This is a genomic window from Rhodococcus sp. NPDC079359 (genome assembly GCF_040702585.1).
Classification (GTDB): Bacteria; Actinomycetota; Actinomycetes; order Mycobacteriales; family Mycobacteriaceae; genus Rhodococcoides.
Map to the genome: position 1 here is coordinate 108,044 of NZ_JBFBLH010000005.1, position 15,137 is coordinate 123,180.

Sequence of the window (15,137 nt, forward strand, 5' to 3'; positions counted from 1 at the left end):
AACCTCGATCAGGCGGGGAGCAATGCCCCGATCTCCTCGCCCGCTTCGGCACCGTAGGCAGAGGTCAGACGCTTGATCGCGTCGTCGCGGTTGAGTTCCCACTCCTGAGTGCCGGTGGTCTCGAGCACCAGCACGGCCACGAGCGAACCGAGTTGCGCTGCACGTTCGATGCTGGCTCCGGCCATGTGGGCGGTGAGGAAACCTGCTCGGAAGCCGTCGCCGACACCGGTCGGATCGACCTTGCTCGTCTCTGGTACGACACCGATATGGGTGTGCACACCACCCTTTTCGACAATGTCCACGCCCCGCTTGCCCAGGGTGGTGACGCGCAGATCCACCTTGTCGGCGATGTCAGCGTCGGACATGCCGGTCTTCTGCTTGAGGAGCGCCCATTCGTACTCGTTGGTGAACAGGTACGCGGCACCGTCGATCAAGTCGGTTGCCTGCGCGGCGTCGAGCCGAGCGAGCTGCTGCGACGGGTCTGCCGCGAACGGGATGCCTGCAGCGCGGCACTGCGCCGTGTGCGCCGTCATCGCGTCGGGGTCGTTGGCACCGATCAGAACCAGGTCCATCGCGTGCTGCGCTGCGAGTGCCTCGATGGAGATGTCCCGGGCCTCGCTCATCGCTCCGGGGTAGAACGACGCGATCTGCGCCATGTCCTCGTCCGTGGTGCAGACGAAGCGGGCAGTGTGTGCGGTAGCGGACACGCTCACACCACTGCAGTCGACGCCGTGCTCTTCGAGCCAGGTCCGGTACTCGGCGAAGTCCGGTCCCACGGCCCCGACGAGCAGAGGCGCGCCGCCGAGAACTCCGAGTGCGTACGCGATGTTTCCGCCGACACCTCCCTTGCGAATGACCAGATCGTCCACCAGGAAGCTCAACGAGATGTTCGAGAGCTGATCGGCGACGATCTGCTCGGCGAACCGTCCGGAGAATCGCATCAGATGGTCGGTCGCTATCGAGCCGGATACCGCGAGTGTCACGAAGGAAGGCCTTTCGGTTCGTAGATGCTGTGGAGTCGACGGGCAGACACAACTGTGACCGGTACACGCATGCGTGTACCGGTCACAGTCGAGTACGAGTCAGCTCAGTTGAACGAGTCGCCGCACGCGCACGATCCCGTGGCGTTCGGGTTGTCGATCGTGAAGCCCTGCTTCTCGATCGTGTCCACGAAGTCGATGGATGCACCCTCCACGTAGGGAGCGCTCATCCGGTCCACTGCGAGGGTGACGCCGTTGAAGTCGACCGCGAGGTCGCCGTCGAGGCTTCGGTCGTCGAAGAAGAGCTGGTAGCGCAGTCCTGCGCAACCTCCCGGCTGCACGGCGATGCGCAGCGCGAGGTCGTCACGGCCTTCTTGATCCAGCAGCGCCTTGGCCTTGGTCGACGCGGTCTCCGTCATGGTGACCTTGTGTGCCGTGGTTTCGGTCGTTGCGGTCTCATTCGAAACGGTCATGGGTTCTCCCTATCAGTCGTACAACCCGTGAATGACTCAACCGTACTCCCGGTAGCTCTATTCCTCACGCTCGCCGCCTCGCTCGCACACCGGTGTCGACCACGTCGGCCGCGACGCGCGCGGCCAACTGTTCGAGCTGATTGGCCGCATCCGACATCGCCAGCTCGACCGAACCCGCGAACTCACTGATCGAGTGCGCAGCCGAGATGCCCGCCGACTCCAGTTCGTCCTTCGACAACGTGACCTGCCCAGCGAGCACGATCGTGTCGATGCCCGTCGCGCCGCCCGCGGCAGCAATTCTGGTCACCAGCTTGCCGCGCAGCGATTGCGAGTCGAATTTGCCCTCACCGGTCAGCACCAGGTCGACGGAGTCGAGCAGTTCCTGCTGCCCGGTTCGTTCGGCCACCACGACGGCACCGGGTAGCTGCCTGCCGCCGAGTGCGAACAGTGCCGCCCCCAGACCTCCTGCGGCTCCGGCTCCCGGTCGGTCTGCCACGTCGTAGCCGGCGGCAGAGAGCACTGCAGCCCAATCGGTGTTCGACTCCTCCAGCCGAGCGACGGTGTCTGCGTCGGCACCTTTCTGTGGACCGAACACTCGGGCCGCACCGGCGTCGCCCAGCAGCGGGTTCTCCACGTCCGACGCGGCGACGAGGTCGATGCCCGACAATCGCGCGACCGCCGATCCGAGTCCGCCCAGCGCACGAATCATCGCGCGCCCGCCGTCGCTGCAGCTGCTTCCCCCGAGCCCGACGAACACCGTTCGCGCACCGGCGTCGAGAGCGGCGTCGAGCAGCTGACCGACGCCGTAGCTGCTCGCCTTCAGTGCTGACAGTGGAGTGGGCGGGCCGTCGAGAAGATGCAGTCCGCAGGCCTGAGCCGATTCGATGTACGCCGCCGTATCGTCGAGCAGCCAGTGGGCTCGGACCGGGTTGCCGAGGGGCCCGTCCACGTCTGCGGTCTGCACGGTGCCGATGCGCGAGGCCAGGACCTCGACGAACCCGGGGCCGCCGTCGGATTGGGGCGCGAGTTCGAGTTCGTCGGTCTCACGAACCGAGGCCCATCCCCTGGCGATGGCGTCGGCCGCGGCCGCGGCAGTCAAGGTGTCTCCGAACGAATCCGGCGCAATCATCACTCGCATCGTCGGAAGTCTAGGGCTGCCGCACCGGAACGGCATCCGCTGTTTCGCCGCTGACCTGGCCGGTGTTCGTCGGCAACGGGCCATCCCATACTCTGAGTGCGTGAAGCTGCTACGCCGTGGAAACTCTGACAATTCGGACGGAAACGACTCGAACGAATCCGAGTCGACGACGGCCGGGAGCGACGCGACCCCTTCGGTGTCTCTCGGCAAGGGCCGGCCGACCCCCAAGCGCCGCGATGCCGAAGCTCGGCGTCGCGGACCGGTTGCTCCTGCTCCCCTGACGAGCAAAGAGGCACGCGAGCGCCGCAAGGCGAACAAGGGCAGCAAGGAAGACCGCAAGGCCGCCTCCAACGAGCGACGCGCCGCCGCAGCCGAACGACGCGCACGGATGCTGGCGGGCGAAGACAAGTATCTGCTCCCCCGCGACAAGGGTCCGGTGCGTGCATACGTACGCGACATCGTCGATGCACGACGCAACCTCGTCGGCCTGTTCATGCCGCTGGCGTTGATCCTGATCTTCGCGTTGTTCCTGCAGCCGCAGGTGCAGCAGTACGTCACCCTCGGCATGTTCGTGATGATGCTCTTCATGGTCGGCGAGGGCATCTACCTCGGCAAGATGATCAACAACAAGATCCGGGTGCGGTTCCCCGAGACCACCGACGGCGGTTTCAGGATCGGGTGGTACGCCTTCGTCCGTGCGTCCCAGATCCGCAAGATGCGCGCACCCAAGCCGCGAGTCAGCGCCGGCGAGGCCGTCTGACGTCGGTGGGCGAACCGAGACGAACCCTCGTGCTCGGTGGAGCCAGATCCGGCAAGTCCGGGCACGCGGAATCGCTTGCCGTTCTCGAGCCGGTTCGCTATCTCGCGACCGGTCGGCGGGACGCCACCGACGAGGACTGGCAGCTTCGTATCGAGCGTCACCGTGCGTCGAGACCGAGACACTGGTCCACCGTCGAAACCGTCACGTCACTGTCCGGTGTCGTCTCGCAGCCCTGGGACGGCACCACCGTCGTCGACGATCTGGGAACGTGGCTGACGGGAATGCTCGACGATGCACAGGCCTGGGAGCTCCCCCGCGGCACGATCGCACCGGCTGTCGACGATCTGGTTCGGGCAGTCGCGGACTGCCCGTCCCACCTTCTGCTCGTCAGCCCCGAAGTCGGCTTGTCCGTGGTGCCCGAATCCCGTTCCGGTCGCCTCTTCCGAGACGAGCTGGGATTGCTCAATTCTCGGCTCGCGGCAGTATGTGACAGGGTTCTGCTGGTCGTCGCAGGACTCGCGCTGACCCTCAAGGACCCTCCGGCGGACTTCATCACCGCGAAAGGCACAGTGTGACAATTCTTTCGGAAGAGGATTCGGCGTCGTCGCCGTTTCGTCCGGTGACTGCTCCGTCGGACTCGGCTCGATCGGCCGCCGCGGTCCGGCAACGGGAATTGACCAAGCCTGCCGGAAGCCTCGGTCGCCTCGAGGCGCTCGGTGAGTGGATCGCCGCCTGCCAGGACGCCTGCCCGCCGCGGTCTCTCGAACGAGTGCGTGTCGTCGTCTTCGCCGGCGATCACGGCGTGGCCGCACACGGAGTCTCTGCCTACCCTCCCGAGGTGACGGCTCAGATGGTCGCGAACATCCGCGCCGGCGGCGCAGCGGTCAACGTGCTGGCGGCCATCGCCGGTGCCGCGGTTCGGGTTGTCGACATCGCGGTCGACGCCGATACGGATTCTTCGGTGTCCGCGTTCAAGATTCGACGGTCCAGTGGATCGATCGACCGCGAGGATGCACTCACCGAGGACGAGGTCGAGGCCGCGATCGCTGCCGGAGCCGCCATCGCCGACGAAGAGGTCGACGGCGGCGCAGATCTTCTCATCGCAGGTGACATGGGTATCGGAAACACCACTCCTGCAACGGTATTGATCGCCACCCTCACCGATGCCGAGCCGGTTGCCGCCGTCGGTCGCGGCACCGGAATCGACGACGCGGGGTGGATCAGGAAGACCGCAGCGATCCGGGACGCGATGCGTCGAGCCCGGCCGGTCGCGAAGAACCCCACCGATCTGCTGCGAGTCGCGGGCGGTGCCGACATCGCGGCCCTCGCCGGCTTTCTGGCACAGGCAGCGCATCGGCGAACCCCGGTGATTCTGGACGGCCTGGTGGTGACCGCGGCCGCTCTGGTGGCCGAGGACGCGGCAGCCGGGGCACGCAACTGGTGGGTTGCCGGGCATCGCTCGGCCGAGCCTGCCCATTCACTTGCGTTGCGGCACTTGCGTCTCGAACCGATCGTGGAACTCGGGATGCGACTGGGCGAAGGCTCGGGAGCGCTGGCGGCGTTGCCTCTGGTTCGTGCGGGTGTCGGCACCCTGAATTCGATGGCAACCTTCGCCGACTCCGGTGTCAGTACCGGCGACAGCGAAGCCCGCAGTACCGCCGAAGACCGCAGCACCGCCGAAGACCACTGACTGTGCGCAGCCCAGCCGATGCACTGGTGCTCGCGTTCTCCTGGCTGACGGTGCTTCCCGTGCGCGGCCCCGAGGAGGTCGACAGGGACTCCGCCGGGCGCGCGATAGCGCTCGCTCCGCTCGTCGGCATCGCCCTCGGCAGCATCAGCGCGATCGTTCTGTGGGTGTCGATCACGGCGGGCCTGACGCCTCTCCTCGGCGGACTGCTCGCCGTCGCGGCCTCGGCATTGCTCACTCGGGGTATGCATCTGGACGGCTTGGCCGACACCGCGGACGGACTGGGCTGCTACGGACCTCCCGAGCGCGCGCGAGAAGTCATGAAGTCCGGCAGTGCAGGCCCGTTCGGCGTGGCATCACTTGCTCTGGTGCTGGGGATACAGGCCGCAAGCCTGGGTCAGCTCGCGCAGTTGCACATGTGGTGGGCCATCGTGTGTGTCTCGGTGATCGGACGGGTGTCGGTGGTCGTCGCGTGTCGCCGAGGGATCGAGGCGGCGGCACCGAGCGGCTTCGGCGCGCTGGTGGCAGGCACTCAGTCGATCGCAGCCGTGGCGTTGTGGACAGGCGTGGCAACGGCCATGTCCACGTACATTCGTCCCGACCGACCGTGGCAGGGAGCGCTGGTGGTCGTTTTCGTACTCGCCGTCGCGGTAATCCTCACTCGCCACTGCATCCGACGCTTCGGCGGGCTCTCCGGCGACGTGCTCGGAGCCGGAATCGAGACCACCACCGCGCTCGCCGCGGTCGGCCTGCTGCTGGGGAGCTAGCGGAGCGTGGTCATCCAGCCGTGCGTATCGGCGAATGTTCCGCGCTGAATGCCGGTGAGCGTGTCGCGCAGTGCGAGCGTGATCTCGCCGGGCTCGCCGCCTGCGATCTCGAACGTTCCCTCGGTGGACTTGACGCTGCCCACCGGTGTGATGACTGCTGCTGTGCCGCAGGCGAACACCTCGGTGATCTCACCGGAGTCGGCACCCTTGCGCCACTCCTCCGTGGAGATCCGCCGTTCTTCGACAGGGATGCCTGCGTCGGTCGCCAGGGCCAGCAGCGAGTCGCGGGTGATACCGGGGAGAAGTGATCCGGACAGTGACGGCGTCACCAGGCGGGCGTCGGAGCCCGAGCCGAAGACGAAGAACAGGTTCATGCCGCCCATTTCCTCGACGTAGCGGCGCTCGGCGGCGTCGAGCCACACCACCTGATCGCATCCCTCGTCGCTGGCCTGCGCCTGCGCGAGGAGCGATGCAGCGTAATTGCCGGCGAACTTCGCCGCACCGGTGCCGCCCGGTGCCGCCCGGACGTATTCTGTGGACAGCCAGACGCTCACCGGCTTGACCCCTCGGGGGAAGTACGCGCCCGCGGGCGAGGCGATCAACATGTAGCGGTAGGAGTCGGCGGGGCGCACGCCCAGCCCGGCCTCGGTGGAGAACATGTACGGCCGCACGTACAGCGCGTCTTCGCCGCCTGCTGCGGGGACCCACTCGTGGTCGAATTCGAGAAGTTTCTCGATCGATCCGATGAACAGCTCGTCCGGCAACTCCGGCATTGCCAGACGGCGGGCCGAGGAGCGGAAGCGCTCGGCATTGGAGTGCACCCGGAAGGTCGAGAGGTCGCCGTTCGGCTGACGGTAGATCTTGAGTCCCTCGAAGATGGCCTGGCCGTAGTGCAGCACCATCGCGGCGGGGTCGAGCTCGATCGGCCCGTAGGGCGCGATCGTCGCATCGTGCCATCCGCCGTCACGGGTGTAGTCGACGTACACCATGTGATCGGTGAAGTGCTTTCCGAAACCGGGTGCAGCGAGCACCGCGTCGCGCTCCACGGGAGTGGCGGGAGAGGGATGCTGCACGTACGCGAACTCGGAAACACCTGTCATGCCGGAGATCCTATCGTCAAGACCGCTGCGCTCTCGCGCGGTCACCTGGTCTTCGCTGCGACGAACGGCGGCGCGACCACTTCGCAGCGCAACGCTCGCCCACGAACGTCGACCTCGACCTCCGTGCCCACCTCAGGAGCGGCTTCCGCGTCGAGCAGCGCCAGGGCGATTCCGATCTTGAGCGACGGCGAGAACGTTCCGGACGTCGTCGTTCCGATCTGCTGTCCCGACGCCCTGACGGCCAGGCCCGGGCGCAGGACACCGCGATCGAGGGCCTTCAGTCCGCGCAGCACTCGCGCCGGTCCGCTCGCCTTCTCGGCGGACAGGGCTTCCTTGCCCCAGAACGCATCCTTCTTCCACCCGATCGCCCAACCGCAGCGCGCCTCGAGTGGCGAGATGTCCAGTGCCAGTTCGTGTCCGTGCAACGGGTATCCCATCTCGGTACGCAACGTATCGCGTGCACCGAGCCCGCACACCTGCCCTCCGCGCGATCGCACGGCAGCCATGAGTGCCCGAAAGAGTGGTTCCACATCTTCCGCGGGAGGAACGAGCTCGTAGCCGTGTTCGCCGGTGTATCCGGTCCGGCAGACGCGCACCGCCACCGAATTCCAGGTGGCGTCCTCGAATGCCATGTAGTCCATCTCGGTCGGCAGGCCGAGTTCCTGCAGGACCTCGGTCGATTTCGGTCCCTGCACGGCCAGCACTCCGAACTCGCGGTGCTGGTTCACCACCGAAACCCCTTCGGGTGCCTGCTCGGCCATCGCCGCGACGACGGCCGCCGTGTTGGCTGCGTTCGGCACCAGAAAGACGTTCTCGTCCGAGACGTAGTACGCGATCAGGTCGTCGACGACACCGCCGGATTCGGTGCAGCACAGGGTGTATTGCGCCTTGCCCGGTTCGATTCGGTTCAGATCGTTGGTGAGCACGGAGTTCACGAACGCAGCGGCTCCGGGTCCGGTCACCGACGCCTTGCCGAGGTGCCCGACATCGAACAGGCCCACGGTCTCTCGCACCGCCGTGTGCTCGACGACCACTCCGGCGTACGACACCGGCATGGTCCAGCCGCCGAAAGGTGCGAATGTCGCGCCCAATTCGGTGTGCACGGCGTGAAGTGGTCCCTCGATCAGCTCGGTGTCGGTCATGGCGGTCACGCTAGCTCACATCGCGGCCGTCGCGGGCCCGGCAGACCGACTGCGTCCCTCGACGCGTCGTCATTAGGATCGAGGTACGTACACGTCAACCCCTACAGGAGCAGCCACGTGCCTTCATCTTCGACGCCTTCCCGCACTCTCGGACCCGACCTGGTCCTCGCGGGCAAGCTCGGCAAGAAAGTCGACGTTCTCGTCGTCGCGCTGAGCACCAGTGACGACGGCCTCGAACTCGCCATCACCGACGACATTTCCGACGACGCCGTCGCCGCTGCGCTACTCGATGCCTTCGAGTCCGTCGGTGCCACCGGAAAGGCCGACGAGCTCGTGCGCATTCCGGCGCCGTCCGGCCTGTCCATGGACAGCGTCCTTGCGGTCGGCCTCGGTAGCGCAGCCGACATCGACAGCGAGCGCATCCGGCAATCCGCCGGAACCGCGGCCCGTGCACTGAAAGGCGTCGATACGGTTGCGACCACGTTGTCGGCACTCGATCTCGGTGCGGCCGCGGAAGGTTTCTTTCTCGGCGCGTATCAGTTCACCGAGTTCAAGTCCTCGCTCTCGGCACCGAAGGCGGACGGTCTTCCCCTCGCCCGCGTCGAGTTGCTCGTGCCCGACACGCGCTCGAAGGAGGCGAAGAACGAGCTGGCACGCTCGATCGCCATTGCCGAATCCGTCGCTGTAGCACGTGATTTCGTCAACACCCCACCGAGTCACCTCTACCCGGAGGAGTTCGCGGCGCAGGCGAAGGCGCTCGGTACGGCTGCAGGTCTGAAGGTCGAGATCCTCGACGACAAGACACTGGAGAAGGACGGCTACGGCGGCATTCACGGCGTCGGCAAGGGTTCTTCACGCCTGCCGCGACTGGTTCGCCTGACGCATTCGGGCGGCAAGCGGGGCGCGAAGAAGGTCGCACTGGTGGGCAAGGGCATCACGTTCGACACCGGCGGCATCTCCATCAAACCCGCTGCGGGCATGGAGAACATGACCTCGGACATGGGCGGTGCGGCTGCGGTCATCGCGACGGTGATCCTGGCCGCGAAGGTCGATCTACCGCTCGACGTCGTCGCGACGGTGCCGATGGCCGAGAACATGCCGTCGGGCACAGCGCAGCGTCCGGGCGATGTCCTGACCCAGTACGGTGGCATCACCGTGGAGGTCATCAACACCGACGCCGAAGGCCGCTTGGTGTTGGCCGACGCGATCGTGCGTGCCTGCGAGGACGATCCGGATTACCTCATCGACACCGCGACACTGACCGGGGCCCAGGTGGTCGCGCTCGGCAATCGAACTCCAGGAGTCATGGGCACCGAGGACTTCCGCGACCGCGTCGCCGAGATCTCTCAGGCCATCGGCGAGAACGCGTGGCCGATGCCGTTGCCGAAGGAGATCCGACGTGAACTCGATTCCAAGGTGGCCGATCTGGCGAACGTCACCAACGGCCGGGCCGGTGGAATGCTGGCCGCGGCGCTGTTCTTGAAGGAATTCGTCCCCGAGGGCGTCGAATGGGCTCACATCGACGTCGCGGGACCGGCGTACAACACCGGCGGGCCCTTCGGGTACACCGGCAAGGGCGGCACCGGCGTTCCCGTACGGACGATGTTCGCGGTCCTCGAGGACATCGTCGAGAACGGCTGATGGCACAGTCCGTGCGTGCGGATCGAAATCTGCACGCACGGATTTCGGTCAGAGATCGCGCTGCTGCTGTTCGCGCTTCTTGATGATCTTCTGGCGAGCGTCGTGATCGCGCATGCGCTGGGGATAGCCGGTCTTGCGCACGTCGTAGACCGGCATCTTCAGGTCGCGTCCGATCTTTCGTGCATATTTTTCATCCAGCGGCCGACGGGTCCACTCGCCGTCGTTCGCGACGAGCACCACCGTCAGCGGGGTCACCGTCGTCTTCGGCTCGACGTAGGCCTCGACACCGATTCGAGCGGCCGTCCAATCGGCCAGGTACTGGGCAACCGACCCCTCGGGGCCACGTTTCGCGGACCCGCCGCTTCGTTTGAGTCGATCGAACAATCCCACGAGAACATCCTTTTCGTACGGCCGATGGATCACCGGTTCGGGTGCCGGAATGTTGTTACCCGCCAGTTTGCCAGGCGTGTTGAACGCCCTAGGGGAACGGCGAGGCGATAACAATGGAAGGATGACATTAGAGGGTTCAGCTCTCTTGATAGTGAACCAAGGCTCGTGAAGTGAGTAAGTGAATTGCCGAGAGGGAGTGTCTACGTGGGCGCTGTGTCGAGCCGAACACGCTCGATCGGTGTCTTGTGCACCGGCGCCTCCGTCGAACCGAATCACGCAACTCTCGTCCATGAACCCTGTTCCGCCAGCACAATGGTCTGCGACCACGAGTCGTCGAACCACATCACCCGCACACAACTGTCGAGGAGTCAACAGACATGGCCTTCTCCGTCCAGATGCCAGCTCTTGGTGAGAGCGTCACCGAGGGAACTGTCACGAGGTGGCTCAAACAAGAAGGCGACACCGTCGAAGTCGACGAGCCATTGCTCGAAGTCTCCACGGACAAGGTCGATACCGAGATCCCGTCGCCTGCAGCCGGTGTTCTGACCAAGATCGTCGCTCAGGAAGACGACACCGTCGAGATCGGTGGCGAGCTCGCCCAGATCGGTGACGCAGGCGAGGCTCCCTCGTCCGACGCGCCGGCCGAGGAAGCTGCCCCCGCCGAGGAGTCGGCACCCGAGGAAGCTGCCGAGGAGCCCACTCCCGCAGCCGAGCCCGAGCCACAGGCCGAGGAGGAGGCACCCGCAGCGAGTGCATCGTCCGACTCGTCCGGATCAGGCACCCCGGTGACGATGCCCGAGTTGGGCGAGTCCGTCACCGAGGGCACCGTGACCCGTTGGCTCAAGGCCGTCGGCGACGAGGTTGCTGTCGACGAACCACTGCTCGAGGTCTCCACCGACAAGGTCGACACCGAGATCCCGTCTCCGGTCGCCGGAACTCTGCTCGAGATCTCCGCCGAGGAAGACGACACGGTCGCCGTCGGTGGCCAGCTCGCCGTCATCGGATCGGGATCGCCGGCCGAGAAGGCCCCCGAGCCCGAGGCCACCCCGGAGCCCGAGGCCCCCAAGGCCGAAGAGCCGAAGAAGGAAGAGCCCAAGAAGGAGGCTCCCAAGCAGGAAGCCCCGAAGGCCGAACCGAAGCCCGAACCCAAGGCCGAGCCCAAGCAGGAGGCCCCCAAGGCTGCTCCCGCCAAGGAGTCGGCACCGTCGGGTGATTCCAGCCCGTACGTCACGCCGTTGGTTCGGAAGCTGGCGTCGGACAACGATGTCGACCTCTCGACGGTCAAGGGCACCGGTGTCGGTGGACGCATCCGCAAGCAGGATGTGCTCGCTGCTGCCGAGGCCAAGAAGGCTCCGGCTGCTCCGGCCGCCGAGGCTGCGCCCGCCGCGGCCGCCAAGCCTGCTTCGCCGGCCACCGCCGGTGTTCGTCCCGAGCTCGCGCATCTTCGCGGCACCACGCAGAAGATCAACCGGATCCGGCAGATCACCGCGAAGAAGACGCGTGAGTCGCTGCAGACCTCTGCACAGCTCACCCAGACCTTCGAGGTGGACGTCACCAAGATCGCCGGTCTGCGGACGAAGGCGAAGGCGAAGTTCGCCGAGAACGAGGGCGTCAACCTGACGTACCTGCCGTTCTTCGCGAAGGCCGTCGTCGAAGCTCTGAAGGCGCACCCCAACGTCAACGCGAGCATCAACGAGGAAGCCAAGGAGATCACGTACCACGCCGATGTCCACCTCGGTATCGCCGTGGACACCGAGCAGGGTCTGCTCTCCCCCGTCATCCACAATGCGGGCGACCTGTCGCTCGCGGGGCTGGCTCGGGCGATCAACGACATCGCCACCCGTGCACGCTCGGGCGGGCTCAAGCCCGACGAGCTGTCCGGTGGCACGTTCACGATCACCAACATCGGCAGCCAGGGTGCCTTGTTCGACACCCCGATCCTGGTTCCGCCGCAGGCCGCCATGCTGGGCACCGGCGCAATCGTCAAGCGTCCGGTCGTCGTCAAGGACGACTCGGGCAACGAGTCGATCGGTGTTCGCTCGATGTGCTACCTGCCGCTCACCTACGACCACCGCCTGGTGGACGGAGCCGATGCGGGACGCTTCCTCACGACGATCAAGCAGCGTCTCGAAGTGGCGTCGTTCGAGGCCGATCTCGGCCTGTAGGCAACCGGCGAATCGCTACTCTCACGTATTCTGGTGAGAGCGCGAAACATTCGCATCGGAGTCTCGAAAAGAGGGGCACGAACCGTGCATCCGGGGCATCATTCGTTCGCGAATGATGCCCCGTTTGCGTCAAGGAGGCTTTCGTTCACATGCGCGTAGTCATTGCAGGTTCATCAGGTTTGATCGGCACGGCCCTGGTCGCAGCGCTGCGGGGCCGTAGCCACGACGTCACCCGCCTGGTTCGGAGATCACCGGCCGGACCCGACGAGTCACAGTGGGATCCATCGCGCGGAAGCGTCGATGCGGCCGCGCTAGCCGGAGCCGACGCGATCGTCAACCTCTGTGGTGTCGGAATCGGTGACAAGAGATGGTCCGGTGCGTACAAGCAGTTGGTACGGGACAGCCGCATCGCTCCCACCGAAGTACTCGCCGGGGCTGCCGCCGACGCGGGTGTGCCCACTCTGATCAACGCGAGCGGCGTCAACTTCTACGGCGACACGGGCGATCGGGTGGTCGACGAGACGGCTCCCGTCGGTGAGGGGTTCCTGGCCGAGGTCTGTCGTGATTGGGAGAACGCCACGTCTGCGGCGTCGGAAGCGGGTGTTCGCACGATCATGCTGCGCAGCGGTGTCGTGCTGTCGCAGCGCGGCGGCATGTTGGGCAAGCTTCGTCCGCTGTATCTGTTCGCCCTCGGCGGGCGGCTTGGCAGTGGCCGCCAGTACTTCCCGTGGATTTCTCTCGAGGACGAGATCGGTGCCATCGTTCACGGCATCGAGAACGATTCCCTGCGTGGGCCGGTCAACATGGTCGGTCCCACTCCGGTGACCAACGCGCAGTTCAACAGTGCGATGTCGCGCGCGGTGCACCGTCCGGCCCCCTGGGTCGTCCCCGGCTTCGCGCTGAAGGCAGTGATCGGAGAATTTGCCGAGGAGGCCATTCTCACCGGTCCACGGGCAATTCCGAAGGCTCTCGAGGACGCGGGCTACACCTTCGAGCACAACACCGTGGGAGAGGCACTGCGGGTGGCCGTCGGCTCGTGACGCGGCGTACCCTTCCGATTCATGAGTGATGCGAACTCTTCGTCGGCCGTAGTGTCGGCGCGCGCGAGCTCCGAACCGATGGTGGTGCGCAAGTTGGGCACCGTCGAGTACACCGAGGCCTGGGCACTGCAGCGCGAGCTGGCCGGTGCCCGGGCGGATGGCGTCGGATCCGACACGCTGCTGCTGCTCGAGCATCCGTCCGTCTACACGGCAGGGCGGCGCACTGCCGAGGAAGACATGCCGCGGGACGGCACTCCCGTCGTCGAGGTCGATCGTGGCGGCAAGATCACCTGGCACGGTCCGGGCCAACTGGTGGGTTATCCCATCGTCAAGCTCGAGCAGCCGATCGACGTCGTCAAGTACGTGCGCCGGATCGAAGAAGCTCTGATCTCCGTCGTGTCCGGGTACGGCATCGCCTGCGGACGCGTCGACGGCCGATCGGGAGTGTGGTTGGCAGCCGAGATGCGCGACGGCGCGTGGCTTCCCGAACGCAAGATCGCCGCCATCGGAGTACGCGTTCAGCGTGGGGTGACACTGCACGGATTCTCACTGAACTGCAACGCCGCCATGACCGGCTTCGATGCGATCGTCCCGTGTGGCATCGCCGATGCGGGTGTGACGTCACTGTCGCTGGAGCTGGGCCGAGACGTCACCGTCGGCGAGGTAACCGCTGCTGTCACCGAGGCCGTTCTGGCCGCGCTGGACGGGTCGATGCCCGTGCAGGATCACGAGATCGAACATCCGGCCGTCACGAGTGCGTCGATCAACCCGCAGTTCACCACGGTCCGCTTCGGCGCGTAGCATCGACTCCGTGACTGTGGCCCCAGAAGGACGCAAGCTGCTCCGCCTCGAGATCCGAAACGCGGAGACCCCCATCGAACGCAAACCCAACTGGATCAAGACCAAAGCGAAGATGGGCCCGGAATACACCGAGCTCAAGGGTCTTGTGAAGCGTGAAGGTCTGCACACGGTGTGCGAGGAAGCCGGCTGCCCCAATATCTACGAATGCTGGGAAGATCGCGAAGCGACCTTCCTCATCGGCGGTGAGCAATGCACCCGCCGTTGCGATTTCTGTCAGATCGACACCGGCAAGCCGGAGGACCTCGATCGAGACGAGCCGCGCCGGGTGGCGGAGAGCGTGCAGGCCATGGGTCTGCGCTACTCGACGATCACCGGCGTCGCTCGAGACGATCTCGAGGACGGCGGCGCGTGGCTGTACGCCGAGACGGTGCGGTACATCAAGAAGCTGAACCCCAACACCGGCGTCGAGCTGTTGATCCCCGATTTCAACGCCAAGCCGGATCAGCTGGCCGAGGTGTTCTCCTCCCGTCCCGACGTGTTGGCGCACAACGTCGAGACGGTGCCGCGCATCTTCAAGCGCATCCGCCCCGCCTTCCGGTACCAGCGGTCGATGGACGTCATCACCGCGGCCCGCGACGACGGTCTGGTCACCAAGTCGAATCTGATCCTCGGCATGGGCGAGACCCCGGAAGAGGTGCAGGAAGCCATTCGCGACCTGCACGAGGCCGGTTGCGACATCCTGACCATCACCCAGTACCTGCGCCCGTCGCCGCGCCACCACCCGGTCGAGCGCTGGGTCAAGCCGGAAGAGTTCGTCGAGCACTCCGATTACGCCACCGAGATCGGGTTCGCCGGTGTGCTGGCCGGTCCGTTGGTCCGCTCCTCGTACCGCGCCGGACGCCTCTACGCACAGGCCATGGCGCATCACGGCCGAGAATTGCCCGAGAGCATGAGCCACCTGACCGATGGTGGCGAGGCCTCTCAGGAGGCCAGCTCGCTGATGGCTCGTCTGGCCGCGCGCTGATCGTCGTTCCCAATCCGGAGCGGTGCGAG

15 protein-coding genes are annotated in these 15,137 nt (G+C 66.0%); 9 read left to right on the forward strand and 6 right to left on the reverse strand.

The genetic code is table 11. From position 1 onward, the window contains the following. Nucleotides 1–8: 8 nt before the first annotated feature. From AB0362_RS13990 to AB0362_RS14000, 3 genes are all read right to left on the reverse strand, one after another. Nucleotides 9–983 (reverse strand): carbohydrate kinase family protein, encoded by a 975-nt coding sequence (locus AB0362_RS13990; RefSeq protein WP_317784400.1) that lies wholly within the window; start codon nt 981–983, stop codon nt 9–11. 104 nt (nt 984–1,087) lie between these two features. Then, nucleotides 1,088–1,453: an iron-sulfur cluster assembly accessory protein gene (locus AB0362_RS13995; protein ID WP_068052114.1), complete on the reverse strand. Its 366-nt coding sequence runs from the start codon at nt 1,451–1,453 to the stop codon at nt 1,088–1,090. A gap of 64 nt (nt 1,454–1,517) precedes the next feature. Further along, nucleotides 1,518–2,591: a glycerate kinase gene (locus AB0362_RS14000; protein ID WP_317808957.1), complete on the reverse strand. Its 1,074-nt coding sequence runs from the start codon at nt 2,589–2,591 to the stop codon at nt 1,518–1,520. A gap of 100 nt (nt 2,592–2,691) precedes the next feature. On the opposite strand from AB0362_RS14000, the gene AB0362_RS14005 reads away from it, so the two are divergent. From AB0362_RS14005 to AB0362_RS14020, 4 genes are read left to right on the forward strand one after another with little or no spacing between them, the layout of a single operon-like run. Then, nucleotides 2,692–3,351 (forward strand): DUF3043 domain-containing protein, encoded by a 660-nt coding sequence (locus AB0362_RS14005; protein ID WP_068052118.1) that lies wholly within the window; start codon nt 2,692–2,694, stop codon nt 3,349–3,351. A gap of 5 nt (nt 3,352–3,356) precedes the next feature. Then, complete coding sequence (gene cobU / locus AB0362_RS14010) at nt 3,357–3,926, forward strand: bifunctional adenosylcobinamide kinase/adenosylcobinamide-phosphate guanylyltransferase (protein WP_317808956.1); 570 nt, start codon at nt 3,357–3,359, stop codon at nt 3,924–3,926. After that, nucleotides 3,923–5,041, forward strand: a complete 1,119-nt coding sequence (gene cobT, locus AB0362_RS14015) for a nicotinate-nucleotide--dimethylbenzimidazole phosphoribosyltransferase (protein ID WP_317808954.1) — start codon at nt 3,923–3,925, stop codon at nt 5,039–5,041. Before cobU ends, cobT begins: the two co-directional genes overlap by 4 nt. 2 nt (nt 5,042–5,043) lie before the next feature. Beyond that, nucleotides 5,044–5,805 carry an adenosylcobinamide-GDP ribazoletransferase gene (locus AB0362_RS14020; protein ID WP_317808953.1) on the forward strand — a complete coding sequence of 254 codons (762 nt, stop codon included), beginning with the start codon at nt 5,044–5,046 and terminating at the stop codon, nt 5,803–5,805. On the opposite strand, the gene AB0362_RS14025 is transcribed toward AB0362_RS14020, so the two are convergent. Together AB0362_RS14025 and gcvT are read right to left on the reverse strand one after the other, a co-directional pair. Continuing rightward, nucleotides 5,802–6,905 (reverse strand): branched-chain amino acid aminotransferase, encoded by a 1,104-nt coding sequence (locus AB0362_RS14025; protein ID WP_317808952.1) that lies wholly within the window; start codon nt 6,903–6,905, stop codon nt 5,802–5,804. The two genes, AB0362_RS14020 and AB0362_RS14025, sit on opposite strands and share 4 nt — an antisense overlap. Nucleotides 6,906–6,946: 41 nt before the next feature. Further along, on the reverse strand, nt 6,947–8,047 hold the full coding sequence (gene gcvT, locus AB0362_RS14030) for a glycine cleavage system aminomethyltransferase GcvT (protein ID WP_317808951.1): 1,101 nt from the start codon (nt 8,045–8,047) through the stop codon (nt 6,947–6,949). 117 nt (nt 8,048–8,164) lie between these two features. Here gcvT and AB0362_RS14035 point away from each other — a divergent pair, with 117 nt between their 5' ends. Continuing rightward, complete coding sequence (locus AB0362_RS14035) at nt 8,165–9,688, forward strand: leucyl aminopeptidase (RefSeq protein ID WP_317808950.1); 1,524 nt, start codon at nt 8,165–8,167, stop codon at nt 9,686–9,688. A 48-nt stretch (nt 9,689–9,736) separates the two neighbouring features. Here the strand turns inward: AB0362_RS14035 and AB0362_RS14040 are convergent, their stop codons facing one another. Beyond that, a complete protein-coding gene (locus AB0362_RS14040; RefSeq protein WP_094688555.1) occupies nt 9,737–10,078 on the reverse strand; it encodes an oxidoreductase in 342 nt (113 codons plus the stop codon). Nucleotides 10,079–10,455: 377 nt separating this feature from the next. Here AB0362_RS14040 and sucB point away from each other — a divergent pair, with 377 nt between their 5' ends. The 4 genes from sucB (at nt 10,456) to lipA (ending at nt 15,108) form a co-directional block, all read left to right on the forward strand. Further along, the gene (sucB, locus tag AB0362_RS14045; protein WP_317808949.1) at nt 10,456–12,243 is read left to right on the forward strand and encodes a 2-oxoglutarate dehydrogenase, E2 component, dihydrolipoamide succinyltransferase; all 1,788 of its coding nucleotides are present in this window, start codon (nt 10,456–10,458) and stop codon (nt 12,241–12,243) included. Between the two features lie 149 nt (nt 12,244–12,392). Next, a complete protein-coding gene (locus tag AB0362_RS14050; RefSeq protein ID WP_300524689.1) occupies nt 12,393–13,283 on the forward strand; it encodes a TIGR01777 family oxidoreductase in 891 nt (296 codons plus the stop codon). A 21-nt stretch (nt 13,284–13,304) separates the two neighbouring features. Beyond that, nucleotides 13,305–14,084, forward strand: coding sequence for a lipoyl(octanoyl) transferase LipB (lipB, locus tag AB0362_RS14055; RefSeq protein WP_317808947.1), 780 nt, complete (start codon nt 13,305–13,307; stop codon nt 14,082–14,084). 10 nt (nt 14,085–14,094) lie between these two features. Continuing rightward, nucleotides 14,095–15,108 (forward strand): lipoyl synthase, encoded by a 1,014-nt coding sequence (gene lipA, locus AB0362_RS14060; protein WP_317808945.1) that lies wholly within the window; start codon nt 14,095–14,097, stop codon nt 15,106–15,108. Nucleotides 15,109–15,137: the final 29 nt, after the last annotated feature.

Excerpts from the sequence above, each read along its gene's own strand:
- AB0362_RS13995 (WP_068052114.1), bottom strand. The coding sequence starts at position 1,453 with ATGACCGTTTCGAATGAGACCGCAACGACCGAAACCACGGCACACAAG.
- AB0362_RS14000 (WP_317808957.1), bottom strand. The coding sequence starts at position 2,591 with ATGCGAGTGATGATTGCGCCGGATTCGTTCGGAGACACCTTGACTGCC.
- AB0362_RS14025 (WP_317808952.1), bottom strand. The coding sequence starts at position 6,905 with ATGACAGGTGTTTCCGAGTTCGCGTACGTGCAGCATCCCTCTCCCGCC.
- gcvT (WP_317808951.1), bottom strand. The coding sequence starts at position 8,047 with ATGACCGACACCGAGCTGATCGAGGGACCACTTCACGCCGTGCACACC.
- sucB (WP_317808949.1), top strand. The coding sequence starts at position 10,456 with ATGGCCTTCTCCGTCCAGATGCCAGCTCTTGGTGAGAGCGTCACCGAG.
- AB0362_RS14050 (WP_300524689.1), top strand. The coding sequence starts at position 12,393 with ATGCGCGTAGTCATTGCAGGTTCATCAGGTTTGATCGGCACGGCCCTG.
- lipB (WP_317808947.1), top strand. The coding sequence starts at position 13,305 with ATGAGTGATGCGAACTCTTCGTCGGCCGTAGTGTCGGCGCGCGCGAGC.